We start from the raw sequence: 20621 nt of genomic DNA on the forward strand, positions 1-20621 counted from the left end.
ACCTGCCCACCCACGCCCGTGCCGTCATCATCGGCGGAGGAGTCATTGGCTGTTCCGTCGCCTATCACCTGACCAAGCTGGGCTGGAGCGATGTGGTGCTGCTGGAACGCAAGCAGTTGACCTCGGGCACGACGTGGCACGCCGCCGGGCTGATCGGGCAGTTGCGCGCCTCGTCCAACATGACGAAGCTCGCGAAATACACCGCTGATCTTTATTCCACGATCGAAGCCGAAACCGGCGTTGCCACGGGGTTTCGGAAGGTCGGATCTATCTCGGTTGCGCTGAACCATGAACGGCACGAGGAATTGCGCCGCACAGCTGCGATGGCGCGGGCCTTTGGGGTCCCGGTCGAGGAAATTGACACCGCCGAGATTAAGAGGATGTACCCGCATCTCAACACCGAGGGTGTCGTGGGCGGCGTCTACCTGCCCAGCGACGGCCAGGGCGATCCGGCCAATATCGCGCTGGCGATGGCCAAGGGCGCGCGTCAACGCGGGGCGCAGATTGTCGAACGTGTGAAGGCCAAGGGCATTTCCCGCGATGGGCGGCGGATCACCTCTGTTGATTGGGCGTCGGAAGATGGCAGTAGAGGCACGATCACCTGCGATCATGTCGTTAATTGCGCAGGCATGTGGGGCCGCGAGGTGGGGCAGATGCTGGGGGTCAATGTGCCGCTTCAGGCTTGCGAGCATTTCTACATCGTGTCCGAACCGATCCCCGGGTTGCAGGCCTTGCCAGTGCTGCGGGTGCCGGATGAATGCGCCTATTACAAGGAAGACGCGGGCAAGATGATGTTGGGCGCGTTCGAGCCTGTCTCAAAGCCCTGGGGCATGGGCGGCATCCCCGAGAGTTTCGAGTTCGACCAACTGCCCGAGGATTTCGACCATTTCGAGCCGATCCTGGAGGCGGCGGTGAACCGCATGCCAATGCTGGCCGAGGCGGGGATTCACACGTTCTTCAACGGGCCGGAAAGCTTTACCCCGGACAACGCTTATTATCTTGGTCAAGCGCGCGAGATGGACAATGTGTGGGTGGCGGCCGGGTTCAACTCCATCGGCATCCAGTCGGCGGGCGGGGCTGGCATGGCGCTCGCGCAATGGATGGAGGATGGGGCGAAGCCGTTCGATCTGGGCGACGTGGACATCGCCCGTGCGCAGCCCTTCCAGCGCAACTGCCGCTATCTCAAGGAGCGCGTGACCGAGACTTTGGGTCTGCTTTACGCCGACCATTACCCCTACCGCCAAAAGGCCACCGCTCGCGGTGTGCGTCGGACGCCGTTCCATCAGCAGCTTCTGGAACGCGGTGCCGTGATGGGGGAAATCGCCGGTTGGGAACGGGCCAACTGGTATGCGACCGACCGCCAGACGCCGGAATATGCCTATAGCTGGAAGCGGCAGACTTTCTTTGACAACGTCGCGCGTGAACACCGTGCCATCCGCGAAAATGTCGGTATTTATGACATGTCGTCCTTCGGCAAGCTGCGGGTCGAAGGGTCGGATGCCGAGGCGTTTCTGAACCATGTCTGCGGGGCCGACATGTCGGTGCCGGTGGGCAAGATCGTCTATACGCAATTCCTTAATACGCGCGGCGGGATCGAGGCGGATGTGACCGTCACGCGCCTCTCAGAGACCTGTTTTCTCGTGATCACCCCCGCCGCGACGCGGGCCGCCGATCAGACCTGGTTGCAGCGTCATCTGGGCGACCACTGTGTGGTGATCACCGATGTGACGGCGGGCGAAGGCGTACTTGCGGTGATGGGGCCGAATGCGCGCAAGGTGATGCAGGCGGTGTCGCCGGATGATTTCTCGAATGACGCCAACCCGTTCGGCACCGCGCAGGAGATCGAGATCGGTCTCGGCACCGCGCGGGTGCACCGGCTGTCCTATGTCGGAGAGCTGGGCTGGGAGATCTACATCTCGGCCGATCAGGCCGGGCATGTGTTCGAAACGCTCTGGGAAACGGGGCAGGATCACGGGCTGACGCTCTGCGGCATGCACGCGATGGACACCTGCCGGATCGAAAAGGCGTTCCGGCATTTCGGCCATGACATCACCTGCGAGGATCATGTTCTGGAAGCCGGGCTTGGCTTTGCCGTGAAAACCGCGAAGCCGGATTTCATCGGGCGCGACGCGGTTTTGCAAAAGCGCGAGACCGGTTTGCAAACCCGGCTGGTGCAGTTCCGCCTGACCGATCCGGAACCGCTGCTGTATCACCACGAGCCGATCCTGCGGGATGGGCAGATCGTAGGCTACCTGAGTTCGGGTGCCTATGGCCATCATCTGGGCGGTGCGATCGGGTTGGGCTATGTGCCCTGCGCGGGGGAAAGCGCGGAGCAGGTTCTCGCATCGCGCTACGAGATCGACGTGGCGGGCACACGCGTGCGGGCCGAGACGTCGCTGAAGCCGATGTACGATCCGACGTCGGAGCGGGTGACGGCGTGACAGAAACTTCGTACGAAGTTTCTGCGTCGGCAGGATTTTCGTACGAAAATCCTGAGCCTTGCTCCATGACGCCAAGCTGCGTAAACGGGCCGGATGACCGCCTATACGCCCCCCGACACGCCGCTTGAAATTCTGCACGAGGATCACGAGATCCTCGTCGCGAACAAACCAGCGGGCTTGCTGTCGGTGCCCGGCAAAGGTCCGGACCTGGCCGACTGCCTGATCTCGCGGCTCGAGGTGGCCTATCCGCAGGTGCTGCTGGTGCACAGGCTGGATCGGGACACGTCAGGGGTGATGGTTTTTGGCCTGACGCCACATGCCCAGCGCCATCTGGGATTACAGTTCGAGAAGCGGCAAACCAGGAAAACCTATCTTGCGCGGGTTGCCGGACGGTTGGAGCCCAAAACCGGCACTGTCGACCTGCCGTTGATCGTCGATTGGCCGAACCGGCCTTTGCAGAAGGTGGACCGCGAGACCGGCAAACCGGCGGTGACGGATTGGCGGGTGATGAAGGCCTCGGACGCGGAAAGCCGCGTCAAGCTTTACCCGCAGACGGGACGCAGCCACCAGTTGCGCGTGCATATGCTTGCGCTCGGGCATCCAATCTTGGGTGATCCCCTATATGCGCCAGACACGGCAGAGCGGTATCCAAGAATGATGTTGCACGCCGAGGAATTGCGGCTGCGCCACCCGGATGGGGGAACAGGCATGAAATTTCGGGTGAAGGCACCATTCTGAATGGTTTCGGATGCTTGCGCGTCCGACTGGGCGCAGCCTTCGGCTGCGCATGTTTGCATATTTGGAAAGAGAAGAAGCAGGGGACAGCGCCCCTGCCCGATCTTGGTGCCTATTCGGCCGCCCAGCCCGAGACCGCCTTGACCTCGAGGAAATCCTCGATGCCCCAGACGCCACCTTCCCGGCCGTTGCCGGATTGCTTCATGCCGCCGAAGGGCGATCCGGCAGAGCGGCCGATCCCGTTCATTTCGACCATGCCCGAGCGCAATTGACGGGCCAGCCGGTTGCGGCGTGCGCCGTCCTCGGACTGGACGTAATTGGTCAGGCCATAGACCGTGTCATTGGCGATGCGGACCGCCTCTTCCTCGGTGTCGAACTTCATGATCGACAGGACCGGGCCAAAGATCTCCTCGCGGGCGATGGTCATGTCGTTGGTCACATCCGCGAAGACCGTGGGGCGCACGTAGAACCCCTTGTTCAAGCCTTCGGGGCGACCCAGACCACCGGTGACGAGGCGCGCGCCCTCGTCGATGCCCTGTTGGATCAGGTCCTGGATTTTCTGCCATTGCGTGGCGTTCACGACCGGACCGATATGGCGGCCTTCGGCGGAGGCGGGACCGACGCTGACCTTGGAGGCGATCTCACCGGCCTCGTCCACGACACGGTCGTAGATCGGCGCTTCGACCAGCATGCGCGAGGGCGCGTTGCAGGACTGTCCGGTGTTCTGCATCATGTGCAGCACGCCGCGTTTGACGGCCTTGTCATCGGCATCCGCGAAGACGAGGTTCGCACCCTTGCCGCCCAGTTCCAGATGGACGCGCTTGAGCGTGTCGGCGGCCGCCTTGGAGATCAGCCTGCCCGCGCGGCTGGAGCCTGTGAAGCTGACCATGTCCACGTCGGGATGCGCCGACAACTGAGAGCCGACGCCGGCACCATCGCCGTTCACGAGGTTGAACACGCCCGGCGGGAAGCCGGCCTCGTGCATCATCTCGGCGAAGAGCATCGCGTTCAGCGGGCTTTCCTCGGACGGCTTGAGCACCATCGTGCAGCCCGCGATCGCCGCTGCCCCCACCTTGAGCGTCACCTGATTCATCGGCCAGTTCCACGGCGTGATGAGCGCACTGACGCCCACCGCCTCGTAGATGATGCGGTCGGTCGGGCTGTGATCGTTCAGCGGGCGGTCGAAGTCGAAATCCTTGGCGGCATCGATGAAATTCTGCAGGTGCCACGTGCCAGCGCCGACCTGGCTGGAGCGCGACATGTCGATGGGGGCGCCCATTTCCGTGCTCATCGCCTGCGCCATCTCGTCGCCGCGCGACTGGTAGATTTCAAGCAGTTTCTCGACCAGGGCGATGCGGTCGGCGGGTGGAGTCGCCATCCAGGACGGGAAGGCCGTCTTGGCGGCGGACACGGCGGCGTCTGTATCGGCCTGACCGCCCAGCGAGATCACTGCGCAGGGGTCTTCGGTCGAGGGGTCGATCACGTGATGGTCGCGTCCGTCGACAGGGTCGACCCATGCACCGTTGATGTAGAATTGGCGTTTTTCGATCATCTGAATGTCTCCCCTCAGAGCGTTTCAGACGACACTCTGTCACTCTGCGGTTTGCCTCGCAAGGGGGTGTAAAATTGCATGGAACGGCATATGTCAGCGACAATCTTCACCCGCCAAGAGGAGGCAAATCATGGGCCTGCGCATCAATGACGACATCCCCAACCTGACCGTCGAAACCGACCAGGGCACGATCAACCTGCATGACTGGATCGGAGACAGCTGGGCCATCCTGTTTTCGCACCCGAAGGATTTCACACCGGTCTGCACCACCGAGTTCGGCGCGGTCGCGCAACTGGCCGATGAATGGGAGAAGCGCGGCACCAAGGTGATGGGTATTTCCGTCGATGGGGTCGAAGACCACAAGAAGTGGAAGGGCGACATCGAATCGACCTCCGGGTCCAAGGCGGGCTTTCCGATCATCGCCGACGAGGACCTGACAGTGGCCAAGGCCTTTGACATGCTGCCCGCCGAATACGCGCTGCCCGATGGCCGCACCCCTGCCGACAGCGCGACGGTGCGCGTCGTGTTCATCATCGGTCCGGACAAGAAGCTGAAGCTGTCGATGACCTACCCGATGACGGTGGGGCGCAACTTTGCCGAAGTGCTGCGGGCGCTGGACGCGCTTCAGACCTCGGCGCGGGAGAACGTGGCGACCCCTGCGAACTGGACCGTGGGCCAGGACGTGATCGTGCCGACCTCGGTCAGCGATGCGGACGCGATTGCCAAATATGGCGAGATCGAAACGGTTCTGCCCTATCTGCGAAAAGCCAAGCTGGCGTCATAAAGCGTTCGTCCGCAAAAGGATCGACCCCGGACACGGCGCGGTCCGGGGTTTTTCATTCGACGGAAATCAGGACGGCTTCGACCCGGCGATTGGCCTCGCGCCCTTGCGGCGTCAGGTTGGTTGCGCGTGGCGACAGGTACCCGACACCGTCCGCGGCGATCTGCGCCGCCGGAATGCCCTGCGCCAGGACATAGGCTTCGGCGGCTTCGGCCCGGCGGCGCGACAGGGCGATATTCGCCTCGAGCGATCCGGTTGCATCCGTGTGGCCGACAAAGGTGATCCTGCGGGTCGGGTTTGCCTTGAGATACGCCACGACAGCATCGAGCGATTGCACCGGGCCCTCGCCCAAAGACGCCGAACCGCTGGCGAAATCGAGATCGGCAAGCACCACGTGGCCGACCCGTTCAAGTTCGCTCACCACGTCGCCCGCATCTTCGGGGATCGCTGCGCTGGGCGCATTCGCGACCGAGACGGCCGGGCGACCAGGGGGGCCGACCTCGATCAGCTGCACGAACACCGTCTCGGCATCCCGGCTGACCAGCAGACTGAGCGCCTGCGTGGCGTCCGGCGACTTGGCGGACAGGAAACGGTAGTCCGTCAGATCGACATACATGTTCGGCGCGCGCAGGACCTCGGTGCCGAACCGGAAATCGAACCCGCCGCAGCTTCGGGCGCTGCATTCGAAGATGATGTCGAAGCCATCGGCAAGCAACTGATCGCGCAACGGGCCAAGAACCTGCCCGGTGGTGAGACCGGCTGCGGAAATCCGCCAGGCCTGTCGCCGGACCTCGCCTTCGAGAGGGGCGACAGGAATGCCCGCCCCTTCCGTCCAGGCGCCGATGGGCAGATCATAGCTTCCGGACGGGTTGACCCGCGAGACGGTTTCGCGCGCACCGGTGGGCAAGGCCAGGTCAAGCGCGGCAACGGCCTGGGCCATGCCGGTCAGCACGGTGGCGAGGGCAAGACCGCAAGCCCTAGCGCGCCTGCGCGTGGTATTCATCATTCGGTCGCATGTCGGTGGCGCTGGCCACGCGGTTGGTCATGTTGAAGAACCCGGTCACGTTCGCGATGTCCCAGATGTCCCGGTCCGAGAACCCGGCATCGCGCAGGGCTTCGCGGTCGAACTCGGCGACTTCGGCGCTGCTCTTGGTGACCTTTTCGGCAAAGGCCAGCATGGCGCGGTGGCGATATTCCAGGTCGGCGACCCGCCAGTTCATCACCAGCATTTCGCCCAGCTTGGGATCGCCGGACAATTGCCGAACCGCAGCCCCGTGCGCGGTCAGGCAATAGAAGCACTTGTTGATCGAGCTGACGACAACCGCGATCATCTCGCGCTCGAGCTTGCTCAGCCCGCTGTCGGCCAGCATCAGGTCGTTGTACAGGGCGGTAAAGACATTGAGCTTTTCGATGTCGAAAGCATAGGATTTCAGGACATTGGGCACCATGCCCAGCTTGTCCTGGCAGATGTCGAAATATTTCTGCGTCTCCGGTGGCAAGGGGGCGACCATCGGAAGGTTGAGGGCCGTGGGGTTGTCGGATCTGGTCATTCGGCGTCGCTCGTTTTGGCTGGAATGCGGTAATGGTACTGTCCCACAAGCTGCATGCCGAGGGAAGCATAGAGACCGTTGGCGCCGGTATTCGCCTGGGTGCACAGGACGCTCATCCAGTCGGCGCCGGTCGCCCTGGCCCAATGGGCCGCCTGCCGCATCAGCCAGTCACCCATGCCACGGCGACGGTGAGCCTTCACGATTTCGAGCGCATGAACCATGGCGATCCGATCATGCACCGCGCAAAAGGCAGTGCCGGCGGGTTTGTCGTTGATGCGGCCAAAGAGACCGGTCTTCGGCTCCTTGACGCGCTCCATGACGGCAAGGCGCTCGGGGCCGATCCCGCCCTCGGCCCAGATGTCGCGCATGATGGCGAGCGGTTCCCAGATGCTGAAGGCCGTCACCCGCGGGACCGGCACATCGGTGAGGTTTTCAATCGGGCAGAGCCACAGATTGACGGGGTCGATGACCGCATAGCCACGCTCTGCAAGCGCCGTGTCCAACGCTTCGTCACCCTGCCGGATCATGAAAAGCGGGTCTTGCCCCATCATGCCCATCGCCGTCTCTGCCGCGACCAGATCGTCTTCGCGCCACGCGTCCTCGGCCGTTGCCGCGCTGACACGCTTGCCGCCGCCTGCACCGTTGCGCAGCATCCACGGCCCGGCAGGCATGCGTTCCGATGCAGGCCAGGTGGCCTCGGTCACGGCATAGAGGGCATGGACGTCCGGCGTCATGCGGCGAACAGTTCCGACAGCCTGGCCATCGCATGATCCACCCGCGCGCCATCGCTGCCGCGCACGACGATGTTCGACCCGTAGGCGCCGTTCTGCTGGAACGGGTAGGACCCGATGGACAGGTCCGGGAAATCGGCGGCGACCTGGCCCAACGGACCTGCGATGTCGCCTTCGCCGCGATCCACGCGCAAGGTCTGGGACAGGATCGGCGCGCCGCCCACAAGCGTCGGGATCACGCTGGCCACCATCGTCTGAAACACTGTTGGGACGCCCGCCATGACATGCACGTTGCCGATGGAAAATCCCGGCGCGATCGAGATCGGGTTCTCGATCAGGGACGCCCCGTCGGGGATGCGGGCCATGCGCTTGCGCGCCTCGTTGAACTCCATCCCGCGGCTGTCGTAATGCGCCTGCAAAAGATCCCGCGCATCATCGCGCACGTCGATCTGCACGCCAAAGGCCGCCGCCACCGCATCGGCGGTGATGTCGTCATGCGTCGGGCCGATGCCCCCCGAGGTGATGACCGTGTCATGGCCTGCGCGCAGCGCATTGAGCGCCGAGACGATGGCGTCATGGTCATCGCTCACGATCCGCACCTCGCACAGGTCGATGCCGACTTTCGTCAGTTCCTGCGCCAGATGGTGCATATTGGCATCGCGTGTGCGGCCCGACAGGATTTCATCGCCGATCACCAGCATGGCCGCCGTTGGATTGGGCATGGTTTGCCTCCTTGATCCCTTTGTTTTCTCAGGTATAGGCGGGGGTCATGCGCTTTCAAACCCCTCTTGTTCCGGGCGTTCTTGTCCGACGATACAAACGCTTTCTGGCGGATGTCACGCTTGAGGACGGGCGGCAGGTCACCGCGCATTGCGCCAATCCGGGATCGATGATGGGGTTGGCCGAACCGGGGATGCGGATCTGGCTGGAACCGAATGACGATCCGAAGAAAAAGTTGAAATTCGGCTGGCGGCTGGTCGAACATGCGGATGGCCATTTCACCGGCGTCGACACCGCCGTGCCGAACCGGATGCTGCGCGCCGCACTCGAGGCGCGGGCGGTGAACGGGCTTGCCGCGTTCGACACATTCCGCGCCGAAGTGCCTTATGGCGAGAAAAGCCGCATCGATTTTCTGTTGTCCCGTGCGGGGCATCCCGACACCTATGTCGAGGTCAAATCCGTCACCCTGTCGCGTCAGGCCGGGCTGGCCGAGTTTCCCGACAGCGTCACGGCGCGGGGCACCAGGCATCTGAATGAATTGGCCGCGATGGTGCGCGCCGGGCAGCGCGCTGTGATGCTTTATCTTGTCCAGCGCACGGATTGCTCGAGCCTGTCGCTTGCCGCGGATCTCGACCCGGCTTATGCCGCCGCCTGGACTGCTGCGACATCGGCGGGTGTTGAAACGCTTGCACTGGATTGCCAGATCACACCTCACGAGGTGCGCTTGGGCAAACCGATCCCGTTTGCCGCACCAACTGGGCTGTAATGTCGCGCCACTGGCAAATGCCCGCATTCAGGTCTAAAACCCGATACAAAGCTACTGGAGTTCGATGGTGAACAATTCCGCTGACGGTCGCCTCACACGCGAAGGCATCCGTATCCACAATCCGTCCGATTTCGCCGGCATGAACAAAGCCGGCGACCTGGCGGCGCGTATCCTGGACGATGTCGCGGACCAGGTGTTCGTGGGCCAGACCACCGCGACGATCGATGATTTCATTCGCGCGCGGGTGGAAGAGGCGGGCGCGACCTCGGCGACGATCGGTTACAAGGGCTACCAGCACGCAAGCTGCATCAGCGTGAACCATGTCGTGTGTCACGGCATTCCCGGCGACAAGAAGCTCAAGGACGGCGACATCCTCAATGTCGATGTGACGGTTGTCGTGGATGGCTGGTTCGGCGACACCAGCCGGATGTATGTCGCAGGAAAGCTCAGCCGCAAGGCCGAGCGGCTGATCCAGGTCACCCATGACGCCCTGTTCAAGGGCATCGAGGCGGCCAGACCCGGCAACACCTTCGGGGACATCGGCCACGCGATCCAGACCTATGTCGAGGCGAACCGCATGTCGGTCGTGCGCGATTTCTGCGGTCACGGGCTGGGCCGCGTGTTTCACGCGCCGCCGAACGTTCTGCATTACGGGCGTCCCGGAACCGGGCCGCAGCTCGAGGAAGGGATGTTCTTCACCATCGAACCGATGGTCAATCTCGGGCGTGCCGAAACCAAGGTGCTCGCCGATGACTGGACTGCTGTCACGCGCGACAAGTCGCTTTCGGCGCAGTTCGAGCATTCCATCGGGATCACGTCGGACGGGTGCGATATCTTCACCCTGTCGCCTGCAGGGCGGTTCCATCCGACCTACCATTCAGAATGACGCATCCATAAGGCGCGAACGGCCTGCGCATGTCCTGACCATCGGGAAACTCTGCCTCCACAGGTTTCAGTTCGAATTCTTTCAAGGCCGGCACCCGGAGACCGGGCCGCAATTCGCAAGCCCGGTTCCAGCTCCCGGCACCCGTTCACACCGTCACGCCTCGGGACCATTGCTGGCAGGGATCCTACACACCTGACAGGACCGGCAGGCTGGGATGGTTTGTCGCTTTCCCTTACCCTTTTGCGCCGCTAAACCGGGGGGCATCGCGGAGGCTCAGATGACGAAGATCACACCACAACCCGGAATCATGGATATTGCGCTTTACGTTGGCGGCAAGTCGCATGTCGACGGCGTGTCGAACGTGGTCAAGCTCAGTTCGAACGAAAACCCGTTTGGCCCGAGCCCGGCAGCGCAAGACGCCGTGCGCCGTTCGGTGCATGATCTGCACAGGTATCCCTCTACCGATCACGGCCCGTTGCGCAACGCCATAGCCGAATGTCATGGCCTCAAGGCGGACCAGATCATCTGCGGCGTCGGCTCGGACGAGATCATCAGCTTTCTGTGCCAGGCCTATGCCGGACCCGGCGACGAGGTGATTCACACCGAGCACGGCTTTGCGCTTTACAAGATCGGTGCGCTGGCCGCAGGCGCGACACCTGTCGAAGTGCCCGAACATGAACGGGTGACGGATGTCGATGCAATCCTGGCCGCCTGCACCGACAGGACAAGGCTGGTCTTCGTGGCCAATCCCAACAACCCGACCGGCACGATGATAGGGCTGGCCGAGGTTGAACGGCTCGCCGAGAACCTGCCGCCCCAGGCGTTGCTGGTGCTGGACGGGGCCTATGCGGAATTCGTTGACGGCTATGACGGTGGCGCGGGTCTCGTGCACGCGCGTGACAATGTCGTCATGACAAGGACATTCTCGAAGATCTACGGTCTGGGCGGCCTGCGCATCGGTTGGGGCTATGGCCCGCAGGAAGTGATCGACGTTCTCAATCGCATCCGGGGTCCGTTCAACCTGTCAGCCACGGCCTTGGCTGCGGCCGAAGCCGCGGTGCGCGACACCGTTTATGTCGAAAAATGCCGACTGGAAAACACCCGTCTGCGGGCATGGCTGGCCGAGGCGCTGGCCGAACATGGCGTGCCGTCCGATACGTCGATGGCGAATTTCGTCCTCGCCCGGTTCACCGACGAAGCCGAAGCCGAGGCGTGCAATCTCTACCTGCAGAAACAGGGGCTGATCGTGCGTCAGGTCGGGTCCTACAAGCTGCCCTTCGCGCTGCGCATCACGGTCGGTGACGAGGCCAGCTGCCGCCGCGTGGCGCATGCCATCGGACAGTTCAAGGCGGGTGCGCGATGACACAGATCTACGATCGTGTCGCCCTGATCGGCCTGGGACTCATTGCGTCTTCGATGTTCTGGTCGATGAAGCGCGGCGGCCTGGCCGGGCATGTCACGGGATACGCCCGCAGCGCCGAAACCCGTGAGACCGCGCGCCGGATCGGGCTGTGCGACACTGTCACGGACAGCGTGCAGGACGCCGTCAAGGATGCCGATCTGGTCGTGCTTGCCGTTCCGGTCGGCGTGATGGGACAGATCGCCGCCGAGATCGCGCCGCACCTGAAACCCGGCGCGACCGTCACCGATGTCGGGTCGGTCAAGGCCCAGGTGATCAGCGACGTGGCGCCGCATATTCCGGACGGCGTGCATTTTGTCCCCGCGCATCCCTTGGCCGGAACCGAGCATTCAGGCCCGGAATCGGGTTTTGCCACGCTTTTCGACAATCGCTGGTGCCTGGTTGTTCCACCCGAGGGCAGCGATCCCGAGGCGGTCGAAACGCTCAGCCGCTTCTGGCATGGGCTGGGATCGAATGTCGACAGGATGGATGCCGAGCATCACGATCTTGTTCTGGCGGTGACGTCGCACTGCCCGCACCTGATCGCCTACACGATGGTCGGCGTGGCCGACGATCTGCGCCGCGTGACCGACAGCGAGGTGATCAAGTTTTCCGCAGCCGGTTTTCGGGATTTCACACGCATCGCCGCGTCCGATCCGACCATGTGGCGCGATGTCTTTCTAACCAACAAGGACGCCACCCTGGAGATCCTGGGGCGCTTCACAGAAGAGCTTTTTGCACTTCAGCGGGCTATCCGGCAGGGTGACGGGGTCCTTCTGCATGACTATTTCACCCGCACACGGGCCATTCGCCGCGGGATCATCGAAGCCGGTCAGGACACGGCGGCTCCGAACTTTGGGCGATCAGGTTAAAGGCGTGTAGATGCGAGTGTTGTGTGTTTTGGTGAGTGTATCGGTTTTCATTTCAAGTACTGCCTGGGCGGCCCCGGAAACATCGCTCCGTCCGATGGCGCGGGACCAGATCGCCATGATCGCCGCGCCATCCCGCCCGGTGGCACGCCCATCGATAATCGAGTCCGCCCTGGCCACCAGTCTTGCCCGGCAGTTCCGGCCGAAAACCAATCCCCACCACGAGACCACCGATATCGCGCCGGCCGAAAGACGCGCCTTCGCGGCGCAGTCGCCGCAGGCCACCGGACAATCCGTTCGCCCCAGTCTCAGGCCGTTCGGCATTGTCCAAAAGGCCATGGCGAAACGCCAGGAGCGCGCCCGCGGTGCGATTTGCGGGGATCCGGCTCTTCAGGGCGACATTGTTGGTTTTGTGCCCGGTCGGCTGTCGGCCTGCGGGATTCAGGACGGGGTGCGTGTGCGGTCTGTTGCCGGTATCCCACTCAGCCAGAAAGCGGTGATGGATTGCACGACGGCGAAGGCGCTTAAGCAATGGGTCACCAAGGGCATGAAGCCCGCCATCGGCGGCACCGGCGGGGGCGTCGCGCAGATCAAGGTGGCCGCGCACTATGCCTGCCGGACCCGGAACAACCAGTCCGGAGCCAAGATCAGTGAGCATGGCAAAGGTCGCGCGATCGACATTTCAGGCTTCCGGCTGCGGGACGGGTCCGAGATCACGCTGCTTCAGGGCTGGGACCGGCGCGACACGGGTCCGATCCTGAGAAAGATGCATCAGCGGGCCTGCGGGATTTTCGGCACTGTCCTCGGCCCCGACTCGGACCGGTTTCACAAGGATCATTTCCATTTCGACACCGCGCGATATCGCAGCGGGTCGTTCTGCCGCTAAATCCGCGCGGACATCTACTGGTAGGAGCGCACTAGGCTCTCGGCCACCAGCGCCCATCCGTTGGCGACAACGAAAAACGCCAGCTTGAAGGGCAGCGATACGATGGCTGGCGGCACCATCATCATGCCCATGGACATCAACACGGCGGCAACGACGAGATCGATGATGAGAAATGGCAGGAAGATGAGAAACCCCACCTGAAACGCCCGCGCCAGTTCGGACAATAGGAAGGTCGATATTAGGATCGACAGGGGCGTATCGGCTCCGGGTTCCGTCAATTCGAGATCGCTGCGAATGCGGGCCATCGTGGCAAAGGTGTCGGGGTCGACCTGCGCCGCCATGAAAAGCCGGAACGGCTCGAAACCGCGCCGGAAACCTTCTTCGGTTTCGATCTCCTCGTTCAGAAGAGGCTGAATGCCCTGTTCCCACGAAGCGACGAATACCGGCTCCATGACGAAAAATGTCAGGAAGATCGCGATGCTGATCAAAAGCATGTTCGGCGGCGATTGCTGCAGCCCGATCGCCTGTCGCAGGATCGACAGCACCGTGACGATAAACGGAAAACACGTCACGGTAATGGCGATGCCGGGGGCCACGCTCAGCACCGTGATGAGCGCAATGAGCTGCAACGTGGTCGCGGTGATCGAGCCGCCATCGCCGAAGTCGAGCGACAGGCTCTGGGCCGATGCCGTCCCCGCCAGGAGAACGCCCATGACCAGCGCGATCGTGAGGGCGCGGATCACGATCTAGCCATGCGTGTTGCCGAAATCGTTGACGTCCACCAGGCGCACGCAAAGCTGGCCATGGTTTTCCCCCGTCTCGGTGATCTCAAGAACTCCGGTCGCGATAAGACGATCGCCGACATAAAGCTCGACCGGGTCCTCCACGCGTTTGTCGAGCACCAGCACGGATCCTTCTTCCAGTTGCAAAAGGTCGCGCACGATCGGCCTTGCCCGGCCCACGGAAACCGTGATCTCGATCGGGACCGTCGTGAAGGAGGCTTCTGTTCTTGGAGTTTCCGAAAGGTCGGTTGACTTATCCATGTGCCCGCATCTCCGCTTGGTCATGGAGCACCGCATGAACGGCCTCCGTGATCTGTTGGCAAACTTCCGCCAGATCGATGGTGAGTTCCTTTGCGCCCAGCTTCATATGCGCCTGTCCGTCGACGACCGAGGGCGATTCGACAACCGTGACGGGAAGACTTGTGGATGCCCCGTTGATGAGCTGGGTCACCTGTTGCGCAGCTCCTGGCGCGACCTCGATCCCGATCTGCACCGTTCCGATGTCGCGCGCGACCTGTGACAGCTGATCGACGATATGCGCCCCAAGGGTGTCCCGCGCCAGATTGGGCAGGATTTTCTGAAGGATCTCGTTGAAGAGCGGCGTCAGGTTCGACATCACCTGCGCGTGGACCTCGTGATAGGTGAAGGACAGGTCCTGAAGACTGTGCGCAACCCCGTCGGCAAGCAGAGCACCCTCGTCGGACTTTGCCTTGATCGCGTCGTCCCAACCCGCGCGGTACCCCCTGTCAAAGGCCTCGAGCCGCTCGGTTTCGAGAGTTTCGTCCGAGATCAACAACTGGCTTGACTCATCGGGCGGCGTTCCGAAATCCTCCAGGTAAGCGGCGAGGCTGGTCATGACGCATCCCCCGCTTTCGGTTCTTCAAGCCAGCTGCGCAAGACCTCGACGGTCTCTCCCCGCCGCTCTTCGATCAGCGTTCTCAGGCGAGTCACGGCATCTTCGGGATTGTCCGGACTGCCCCGGAAGGTCGCATCCGCCAAGGCGGGCAAGCCCGAGCCCGTCTCGTCCGGCTCGATCGTTCCGCTGAGCACCGGCAGGTCCGCACCCTCGACACCCAGGCGCCCGGTGCCCGGCGCGGCCAGTTCCGCAAACCTTCTGGAGGGCAGAAGAAGCGGGCGCACGACGAAAAGTCCAAGCACCAGAACGACCAGCGCAAGCACCGCGATCTGCACAAGCGTCATCGTATCCAGCGCGCCAGAAAACCAGCCCGGATCGGTGGGTGAAGACCCCAGTTGCTCCATCGGCTCGAAAGACAGGGACTTCAACGTGATGACATCTCCGCGGGATTCGTCATAGCCAACGGCAGATGCGACCAGATCGCGAAGCGCCGTCAGTTCCGCTTCGGGCATGGGGACAAAGGCCTGCGTGCCGTCCGGCTGCGCCTGGACCTGGCCATTCACGAGAACCGCAACCGTCAACCGCTTGATCGCGCCCGGCGCCCGGATGATTTCCCGCGTGGTCTGGGACACCTCGTAGTTCAGCCGCTCGCGGGTTTCCGAACTCTGCCGCGTTTCCTTTTCGCTGGCATTCGCGTCGCCATCCGGAAGGTTGGAGGCAACTGTCACTGCACCTGCTCCGGCGTTTTCCGATTGATCGCTGCGTTCTTCGCTGTCCGAACTTATGATGAACCGGCTGTCGGGATCAAACCGTCGCTCCGTGATCGATTCGCTGTCGGTGACGGCATCGACGCTCACCTCGACCACGGCATTGCCGCGCCCGACGCGTGCTTCGATCAGACGCAGCACCCGATCCCGGAGATGGGCCACGCGATCCTGATCATGGGCAGGGCCGGCGCCCACGCTGTCATCGGTGATCAATCCGGCCTGCGCGTCTATCAGCGCAACCTCCGCTGGATCCAGGCCCGCAACCGCAGAAGCCACGAGGTGTCGGATGGCTTGCGCGCTCGCCCTGTCGATCGTCCCGGACCGGGCGGTTACATGCACCGACGCGCTCGGAGCAAGGTCGCGCCGAAAGGGGTTGTCGCTGCCCGTGGCGATATGAACCCGGGCCGCGGCAATATCTGGCGCCGCAACGATGGTGCGCGCCAATTCCCCTTCTTTTGCGCGCAGATAGGCGGCATCGAACATCTGGGACGTGGTGCCAAAGCCCGACAGAGTGTCGAGCAGTTCATAGCCTTGGCCGGAACTTGCCGGCAGGCCTTCACTCGCCAGGGTGAGTCGTAGTTCGTCTCGCAAGGCGTCAGCGACGAAAATCGAGGTCCCCCGCACGTCGAACACGGCATTTCTTTGCTGCAACGCCTGAACGACCTCACCGGCGGCAGCCGGATCAAGCCCGGAGTAAAGCAGCGTCATGCGCGGCTGGGTCACAAGCCGCGACATGCCGAGAACCGCAAGAAAGATCGCAAGCGTCGCACCGATAACTATGGATTTGCGCGCTATGGTTAGATTTTGCCAGACTGGCAGAATTTGCTGCACAGATTTCCTCCGAACCCAAAACATTCTGTTCCGTCGATGCCGTCCTTTATTCCCCGTCCGCGTTAACAATCGGTTAGTGCCTGAGCGCTAGAACATGGATTGTGAATTGAGGAATGGACGGGTCTGCCATGACCGAGGCGGCGACAGGCGAAAACGGCGGAGAGGTGAAAAAGGCATCGAAACTCGGGCCGATCCTCGGGCTGGTGCTGTGCCTTCTTGGCGGTGGGCTTGGATTTTTTGCCGTCTCGAACGGATTCGTACCCATCGGAGGCGAGGCGGCGCAAAAGACGGAGCCACATGCTGCGCCAAGCGCTTTGCCGGATGTGGCCTTCGTCGATATTCCGACGCTTATCGTGACCCTTCCGCCCGGGGCACAGAACGGCCACTTGCGCTTTTCGGGGCAGATCGAGGTTCCGTCCGAATACCGGGGCGATGTGGAATTCCTCCTGCCGCGCATCCAGGATGCGATGAACGGCTACCTTCGCGCGCTCTCGGCAGAGGACATCGAAGGCCCCGGCGCGCTTTTCAGGATTCGGCTGCACCTGTTTCGCCGCATCGTGACGGTGGTCGGGCTTGGCAAGGTCAACGGTCTTCTTGTCACGGAATTCATCCTGAACTGAGGAATTACCCATGGATCTTGTCGCTGATATTCTGCTTGTGGCCGGTGCGCTTGGCGCAGGACTCTACTGTTTCGTCCTGTCCCGGCGGCTGACGCGGTTTACCGATCTCGAGAACGGCGTTGGCGCTGCTGTTGCGGTCCTTTCGGCGCAGGTCTCCGATCTTCAAAGCGCATTGGAAAACGCGCAGAAAACCGCGACCCATTCCAGCGACAGTCTTGCCGATCTGACCGGCAGGGCAGAAGATGCGGCCAAACGGTTGGAACTGATGGTCGCCTCGCTGCACGATCTGCCGCCACCCCCTCCAACTCCGGAGCCAACCCGTGCCCCCACCGGTCCTGTTTTTGCGCGCCATGCCGGAGACGCTCGATGACCCGACAGCCCGGCAAGAAACCCGCGAAACGAACACAAAAAGGCACGCTTGCCATCATCGGCGCGCTGTTGCTGCTCTCCGCCGGATTACGCCTTGCAACAGAAGCAGGCCAGGTGATTGCAAGCGAAGGCATCTTGGCGGGCTCCCCCGATCCGGCCGCCGCCAACCAGACCCAGGATCTGGCGCGACCGGACCAGATGGAGGTCGCGCTCGCGGCGATCAAGAAAAGAGAAGCGCGGTTGATGGAACGCGAAGCGGAAATCAATGAGCGCGAATCGTCTGTCGAAGCCGCTGAACAAGCCATTCGAGAAGAGATCGAAAAGCTCCTTGAAACCGAGCAAAATCTTCGCAAGACAATCTCGGTCGCAGCGGAAGCGGCGGAGGCCGACATCGCTCAGCTTACCGACGTCTACGCGAACATGAAACCCAAACAGGCCGCAGCCCTTTTCGAACAGATGGATTCCACCTTTGCGGCAGGCTTTCTGGCCAGAATGACCTCTGACAGTGCTGCCCGCATCATGGCGGGCATGACGCCGGAAAAAGCCTATGAAATCAGCTTAAAACTCGCCGGTCGCAACGCAGATATTCCGCTGCGATAGACGGTGCATTTCCCCGAGAACCGTATGGAGGTCGTCCAGCAGTCTGCGGCCATGTTCGGCCTATGCGGCGCGTATCCTCCCTGAACCAAAAGCTGCAGCGCATCTCCATTCAGACAAACCATGGGTGCCAACGAAAGCAAAAGTCTGCGCAAGACATATACCTCACGTTACACGATACCTCAAAAATCAATCTATAAAAATCACTTACGGCGCACAAAAAACAGGCGAAAAGCAAAAGTCTTCGCAAGAAATCTATAGTGTGCGTGACCTGTCCCCCTTGGGTCCCTCGATCATAACGAGAGTCTGCGGGTTTGAGGTTGGTAGTCGGGTCTGTCGTTCTGGGCAAGCGCGCCGAGCGCGGAGCCCTCAGATAGGCGTTGTTGCATTACCCCGGCCTGAGGCGTGACGTCCCCTTACCCCACTGACGTCATGCCACGCGGACGATCTCGGCGGTGCCGAGGGCGTTGAAGCGGTTCATGAGGGCGATGCGGATGTGGATTTCGGCGGTCTGTCGGTCGGGGTCTCTTGCCATGATACGCTCGCCGAAGGATTTCAGGCAGCGCATCTTCGCCTCGATCCGGCTGCGGGCGTGGTATCCGGTCCAGCGTTTCCAGAACGCCCGCCCGTAGTATCGCGTCGCGCGCAGGGTGTCGTTGCGGGCGCGTGCAGCCGGGCAGTCTGCTTTCCAGAGACGTCCGTTCTTTCGGATCGGGATGATCGGAACGGCGTCGCGTTCGATGATGGCCTTGTGGCAGCGGCGTGTGTCGTAGGCGCCGTCGGCGGTGACCGTGCCTATCTGCTCACCTGCCGGGATCTGGCCGAGCAGGTCGGGCAGCACGGGGCTGTCGCCGTCGCGGCTGGGGGTGAATTCCACCGCTCGGATGTCGGATGTGGCCGGGTCCATGGCCAGATGGACCTTGCGCCATTGGCGTCGGCCTTGCACCCCGTGCTTGCGAGCCTGCCATTCGCCATCGCCGAGGAACTTGATCCCGGTGCTGTCGACCAGCAGGTTTAGCGGGCCGTCCGCACGGCGATACGGGACCTGGACGGCCAAGGTCTTTTGCCTGCGGCACAGCGTGGAAAAGTCCGGCACGGGCCAGTCCAGGCCGGCCAGTCGCAGCAGGCTGGCCACCATTCCGGCGGTCTGGCGCAACGGCAACTTGAACAGGACTTTGATCGATAAGCAGAACTGTATGGCCGCATCGGAAAACACCGCCGGACGTCCGGGTCGACCGTCACGCGGCGCGTGCCAGGTCATGTCCTTGTCGACCCAGATGAGCAGAGACCCCCGCTTCCTGAGCGACGCGTTGTAGCTGGACCAGTTCGTCGTGCGATAGCGGGCGGGAGATGGCTTGCTCATGCACCGCGTCTAACGCCATGGATTCGCGAAGTGAATCCTTCGTCGTCAGACTTTTGCAACAACGCCCTTTCTCTTTACCCATGGAAGCGCCAGTTTAATCTGAATACCCTAAGTCAGATGCGCATTTCGCTGCTCTCATTTACGACCCGCAACGCCCATGTTTTGAAACCTCGGTGCCAGTAAGCGGTGTTTGGGTTGAAAAAACTTGATCAACAGCGAGGAACAGGTGACCTTGGCTTTAACCAGCAGGCCGTTTGGGGAATGCGCTATGGGTCGTTTCACTGATTTAAAGCAGTACGGAACAAAGGTGACTAAGTTCAACCAGTCCAAAGTGTTGAAGGACGTGCACGAACGAGGCGAGGTTGGGACACTCGTTTACAAATGGTCGAAATCGGGGATCTGCGCTGCGCTTGCCTCGAACTGGCTGAAAAAGGCTAGTCGGTACAAGGATGGCGCAAATGATAAGCTCATGCAGAAGGCGCTGAGTGTCCAGTACATCTACATGAAAACAAATCCCACGGGAAACCCGCTTGATGATGTGGGCGTAGCCTCAGCTGACGGGGTCGTCATTCCCCGTCTTCCCAAAGAGTCCAGCCTAGACAAGTGGATTTCAGCCTGGAACCGCAACGATACGCGGGCAAACAGTGCCGTTTACATATCCTTCAAGTGCAGCGGTGCAGTTAGCGGGAGCCATGCTGTTGCGGCGCGGCGCACCAAGGGCGTTTTGCACTTCTACGACTCGAACTGTGGATGGTACACAGTCGCAACCGGGTCAGAAGATGCCTTCTTTCAAACCTATGCGGCAGCCTACGCTCAACAAGGTATCGAGATTTCGAACGTCGAGATGATTGCTGTGAAGTAGGGCGCCCGCAGGTCATGCCAAAAAAGAACCGCAGCGCCACGATGCGCGTGTTGAAGGTCGATGGGGTGACCCCGGTGTCCGTCATATGAAGCTGATAGGCGCGCAGATCCTCCGGCGTGGCCGTGTCGGGTGACCGCCCGAGGAACGCCGCGAAATCCTTGATTGCCCGAATATGAGACTTTTGGTGTTTGTCGCCCATTCCGCGGATGCGCATATCTTCGATCATCCGCTGACGCAGCGGGCTCATCTTCTCCTCTG

At 62.1% G+C, this 20621-nt stretch carries 22 protein-coding genes and 1 pseudogene; 12 read left to right on the top strand and 11 right to left on the bottom strand.

The features are described 5' to 3' along the window. Nucleotides 1–2: 2 nt before the first annotated feature. Both LCF60_RS19480 and LCF60_RS19485 read left to right on the top strand, forming a co-directional pair. The gene (locus LCF60_RS19480) at nucleotides 3–2441 is read left to right on the top strand and encodes an FAD-dependent oxidoreductase (protein ID WP_292294140.1); all 2439 of its coding nucleotides are present in this window, start codon (nucleotides 3–5) and stop codon (nucleotides 2439–2441) included. 93 nt (nucleotides 2442–2534) lie between these two features. Further along, nucleotides 2535–3179, top strand: a complete 645-nt coding sequence (locus tag LCF60_RS19485) for an RluA family pseudouridine synthase (protein WP_292294142.1) — start codon at nucleotides 2535–2537, stop codon at nucleotides 3177–3179. 109 nt (nucleotides 3180–3288) lie between these two features. On the opposite strand, the gene LCF60_RS19490 is transcribed toward LCF60_RS19485, so the two are convergent. After that, complete coding sequence (locus LCF60_RS19490) at nucleotides 3289–4728, bottom strand: aldehyde dehydrogenase family protein (RefSeq protein ID WP_292294144.1); 1440 nt, start codon at nucleotides 4726–4728, stop codon at nucleotides 3289–3291. Nucleotides 4729–4858: 130 nt separating this feature from the next. On the opposite strand from LCF60_RS19490, the gene LCF60_RS19495 reads away from it, so the two are divergent. After that, on the top strand, nucleotides 4859–5512 hold the full coding sequence (locus LCF60_RS19495; RefSeq protein ID WP_292294146.1) for a peroxiredoxin: 654 nt from the start codon (nucleotides 4859–4861) through the stop codon (nucleotides 5510–5512). Nucleotides 5513–5564: 52 nt separating this feature from the next. On the opposite strand, the gene LCF60_RS19500 is transcribed toward LCF60_RS19495, so the two are convergent. The 4 genes from LCF60_RS19500 to LCF60_RS19515 are packed head-to-tail and all read right to left on the bottom strand — an operon-like array spanning nucleotide 5565 to nucleotide 8512. Next, nucleotides 5565–6515 (bottom strand): OmpA family protein, encoded by a 951-nt coding sequence (locus tag LCF60_RS19500; protein ID WP_292294148.1) that lies wholly within the window; start codon nucleotides 6513–6515, stop codon nucleotides 5565–5567. Next, nucleotides 6487–7059: a peroxidase-related enzyme gene (locus tag LCF60_RS19505; RefSeq protein WP_292294149.1), complete on the bottom strand. Its 573-nt coding sequence runs from the start codon at nucleotides 7057–7059 to the stop codon at nucleotides 6487–6489. Before LCF60_RS19505 ends, LCF60_RS19500 begins: the two co-directional genes overlap by 29 nt. Further along, the gene (locus LCF60_RS19510; protein WP_292294151.1) at nucleotides 7056–7793 is read right to left on the bottom strand and encodes a GNAT family N-acetyltransferase; all 738 of its coding nucleotides are present in this window, start codon (nucleotides 7791–7793) and stop codon (nucleotides 7056–7058) included. The genes LCF60_RS19505 and LCF60_RS19510 overlap by 4 nt, the downstream gene beginning before the upstream one ends. Then, nucleotides 7790–8512 (bottom strand): molybdopterin-binding protein, encoded by a 723-nt coding sequence (locus tag LCF60_RS19515; protein WP_292294152.1) that lies wholly within the window; start codon nucleotides 8510–8512, stop codon nucleotides 7790–7792. Before LCF60_RS19515 ends, LCF60_RS19510 begins: the two co-directional genes overlap by 4 nt. A gap of 47 nt (nucleotides 8513–8559) precedes the next feature. On the opposite strand from LCF60_RS19515, the gene sfsA reads away from it, so the two are divergent. From sfsA to LCF60_RS19540, 5 genes are all read left to right on the top strand, one after another. After that, nucleotides 8560–9276, top strand: coding sequence for a DNA/RNA nuclease SfsA (gene sfsA, locus LCF60_RS19520; RefSeq protein WP_292294154.1), 717 nt, complete (start codon nucleotides 8560–8562; stop codon nucleotides 9274–9276). Between the two features lie 64 nt (nucleotides 9277–9340). Beyond that, complete coding sequence (gene map, locus LCF60_RS19525; protein WP_292294156.1) at nucleotides 9341–10162, top strand: type I methionyl aminopeptidase; 822 nt, start codon at nucleotides 9341–9343, stop codon at nucleotides 10160–10162. Nucleotides 10163–10439: 277 nt separating this feature from the next. After that, on the top strand, nucleotides 10440–11525 hold the full coding sequence (gene hisC, locus LCF60_RS19530) for a histidinol-phosphate transaminase (protein WP_292294157.1): 1086 nt from the start codon (nucleotides 10440–10442) through the stop codon (nucleotides 11523–11525). Further along, nucleotides 11522–12433, top strand: a complete 912-nt coding sequence (locus LCF60_RS19535) for a prephenate/arogenate dehydrogenase family protein (RefSeq protein ID WP_292294158.1) — start codon at nucleotides 11522–11524, stop codon at nucleotides 12431–12433. Before hisC ends, LCF60_RS19535 begins: the two co-directional genes overlap by 4 nt. Nucleotides 12434–12527: 94 nt before the next feature. After that, the gene (locus LCF60_RS19540; protein ID WP_292294159.1) at nucleotides 12528–13316 is read left to right on the top strand and encodes an extensin family protein; all 789 of its coding nucleotides are present in this window, start codon (nucleotides 12528–12530) and stop codon (nucleotides 13314–13316) included. A gap of 14 nt (nucleotides 13317–13330) precedes the next feature. On the opposite strand, the gene fliP is transcribed toward LCF60_RS19540, so the two are convergent. From fliP to fliF, 4 genes are read right to left on the bottom strand one after another with little or no spacing between them, the layout of a single operon-like run. Beyond that, the gene (gene fliP / locus LCF60_RS19545) at nucleotides 13331–14029 is read right to left on the bottom strand and encodes a flagellar type III secretion system pore protein FliP (protein WP_292294172.1); all 699 of its coding nucleotides are present in this window, start codon (nucleotides 14027–14029) and stop codon (nucleotides 13331–13333) included. A 33-nt stretch (nucleotides 14030–14062) separates the two neighbouring features. Beyond that, nucleotides 14063–14359, bottom strand: coding sequence for a FliM/FliN family flagellar motor switch protein (locus tag LCF60_RS19550; protein WP_292294160.1), 297 nt, complete (start codon nucleotides 14357–14359; stop codon nucleotides 14063–14065). Beyond that, a complete protein-coding gene (locus LCF60_RS19555; protein WP_292294161.1) occupies nucleotides 14352–14954 on the bottom strand; it encodes an ABC transporter ATP-binding protein in 603 nt (200 codons plus the stop codon). The genes LCF60_RS19550 and LCF60_RS19555 overlap by 8 nt, the downstream gene beginning before the upstream one ends. Then, nucleotides 14951–16576 (bottom strand): flagellar basal-body MS-ring/collar protein FliF, encoded by a 1626-nt coding sequence (gene fliF / locus LCF60_RS19560; RefSeq protein ID WP_292294162.1) that lies wholly within the window; start codon nucleotides 16574–16576, stop codon nucleotides 14951–14953. Before fliF ends, LCF60_RS19555 begins: the two co-directional genes overlap by 4 nt. A gap of 89 nt (nucleotides 16577–16665) precedes the next feature. On the opposite strand from fliF, the gene LCF60_RS19565 reads away from it, so the two are divergent. Genes LCF60_RS19565 through LCF60_RS19575 form a run of 3 tightly spaced genes read left to right on the top strand, consistent with a single transcriptional unit; the run spans nucleotide 16666 to nucleotide 18141 of the window. Then, on the top strand, nucleotides 16666–17172 hold the full coding sequence (locus LCF60_RS19565) for a flagellar basal body-associated FliL family protein (RefSeq protein ID WP_292294164.1): 507 nt from the start codon (nucleotides 16666–16668) through the stop codon (nucleotides 17170–17172). A gap of 10 nt (nucleotides 17173–17182) precedes the next feature. Continuing rightward, entirely contained in the window at nucleotides 17183–17542 is a 360-nt protein-coding gene (locus LCF60_RS19570) for a hypothetical protein (protein ID WP_292294166.1), read from the top strand. Beyond that, nucleotides 17539–18141, top strand: coding sequence for a hypothetical protein (locus tag LCF60_RS19575; protein WP_292294168.1), 603 nt, complete (start codon nucleotides 17539–17541; stop codon nucleotides 18139–18141). The genes LCF60_RS19570 and LCF60_RS19575 overlap by 4 nt, the downstream gene beginning before the upstream one ends. A 427-nt stretch (nucleotides 18142–18568) precedes the next feature. On the opposite strand, the gene LCF60_RS19580 is transcribed toward LCF60_RS19575, so the two are convergent. Continuing rightward, the gene (locus LCF60_RS19580; RefSeq protein WP_292294170.1) at nucleotides 18569–19501 is read right to left on the bottom strand and encodes an IS5 family transposase; all 933 of its coding nucleotides are present in this window, start codon (nucleotides 19499–19501) and stop codon (nucleotides 18569–18571) included. Between the two features lie 205 nt (nucleotides 19502–19706). Between LCF60_RS19580 and LCF60_RS19585 the strand changes: the two genes are divergently transcribed. Then, the gene (locus LCF60_RS19585) at nucleotides 19707–20363 is read left to right on the top strand and encodes a hypothetical protein (protein WP_292294174.1); all 657 of its coding nucleotides are present in this window, start codon (nucleotides 19707–19709) and stop codon (nucleotides 20361–20363) included. 1 nt (nucleotide 20364) lies between these two features. Here the strand turns inward: LCF60_RS19585 and LCF60_RS19590 are convergent. Then, nucleotides 20365–20621, bottom strand: a pseudogene (locus LCF60_RS19590) (site-specific integrase); the annotation flags it as partial.

The organism is Marivita sp., assembly GCF_020055635.1.
Classification (GTDB): Bacteria; Pseudomonadota; Alphaproteobacteria; order Rhodobacterales; family Rhodobacteraceae; genus Marivita.

Coding starts and splice junctions, on each gene's coding strand:
- LCF60_RS19485 (WP_292294142.1), top strand. CDS start 2,535: ATGACCGCCTATACGCCCCCCGACACGCCGCTTGAAATTCTGCACGAG.
- LCF60_RS19490 (WP_292294144.1), bottom strand. CDS start 4,728: ATGATCGAAAAACGCCAATTCTACATCAACGGTGCATGGGTCGACCCT.
- LCF60_RS19495 (WP_292294146.1), top strand. CDS start 4,859: ATGGGCCTGCGCATCAATGACGACATCCCCAACCTGACCGTCGAAACC.
- LCF60_RS19500 (WP_292294148.1), bottom strand. CDS start 6,515: ATGATGAATACCACGCGCAGGCGCGCTAGGGCTTGCGGTCTTGCCCTC.
- LCF60_RS19505 (WP_292294149.1), bottom strand. CDS start 7,059: ATGACCAGATCCGACAACCCCACGGCCCTCAACCTTCCGATGGTCGCC.
- LCF60_RS19510 (WP_292294151.1), bottom strand. CDS start 7,793: ATGACGCCGGACGTCCATGCCCTCTATGCCGTGACCGAGGCCACCTGG.
- LCF60_RS19515 (WP_292294152.1), bottom strand. CDS start 8,512: ATGCCCAATCCAACGGCGGCCATGCTGGTGATCGGCGATGAAATCCTG.
- sfsA (WP_292294154.1), top strand. CDS start 8,560: ATGCGCTTTCAAACCCCTCTTGTTCCGGGCGTTCTTGTCCGACGATAC.
- map (WP_292294156.1), top strand. CDS start 9,341: ATGGTGAACAATTCCGCTGACGGTCGCCTCACACGCGAAGGCATCCGT.
- hisC (WP_292294157.1), top strand. CDS start 10,440: ATGACGAAGATCACACCACAACCCGGAATCATGGATATTGCGCTTTAC.
- LCF60_RS19535 (WP_292294158.1), top strand. CDS start 11,522: ATGACACAGATCTACGATCGTGTCGCCCTGATCGGCCTGGGACTCATT.
- LCF60_RS19540 (WP_292294159.1), top strand. CDS start 12,528: ATGGCGCGGGACCAGATCGCCATGATCGCCGCGCCATCCCGCCCGGTG.
- fliP (WP_292294172.1), bottom strand. CDS start 14,029: ATGGGCGTTCTCCTGGCGGGGACGGCATCGGCCCAGAGCCTGTCGCTC.
- LCF60_RS19550 (WP_292294160.1), bottom strand. CDS start 14,359: ATGGATAAGTCAACCGACCTTTCGGAAACTCCAAGAACAGAAGCCTCC.
- LCF60_RS19555 (WP_292294161.1), bottom strand. CDS start 14,954: ATGACCAGCCTCGCCGCTTACCTGGAGGATTTCGGAACGCCGCCCGAT.
- fliF (WP_292294162.1), bottom strand. CDS start 16,576: ATGTTTTGGGTTCGGAGGAAATCTGTGCAGCAAATTCTGCCAGTCTGG.
- LCF60_RS19565 (WP_292294164.1), top strand. CDS start 16,666: ATGGACGGGTCTGCCATGACCGAGGCGGCGACAGGCGAAAACGGCGGA.
- LCF60_RS19570 (WP_292294166.1), top strand. CDS start 17,183: ATGGATCTTGTCGCTGATATTCTGCTTGTGGCCGGTGCGCTTGGCGCA.
- LCF60_RS19575 (WP_292294168.1), top strand. CDS start 17,539: ATGACCCGACAGCCCGGCAAGAAACCCGCGAAACGAACACAAAAAGGC.
- LCF60_RS19580 (WP_292294170.1), bottom strand. CDS start 19,501: ATGAGCAAGCCATCTCCCGCCCGCTATCGCACGACGAACTGGTCCAGC.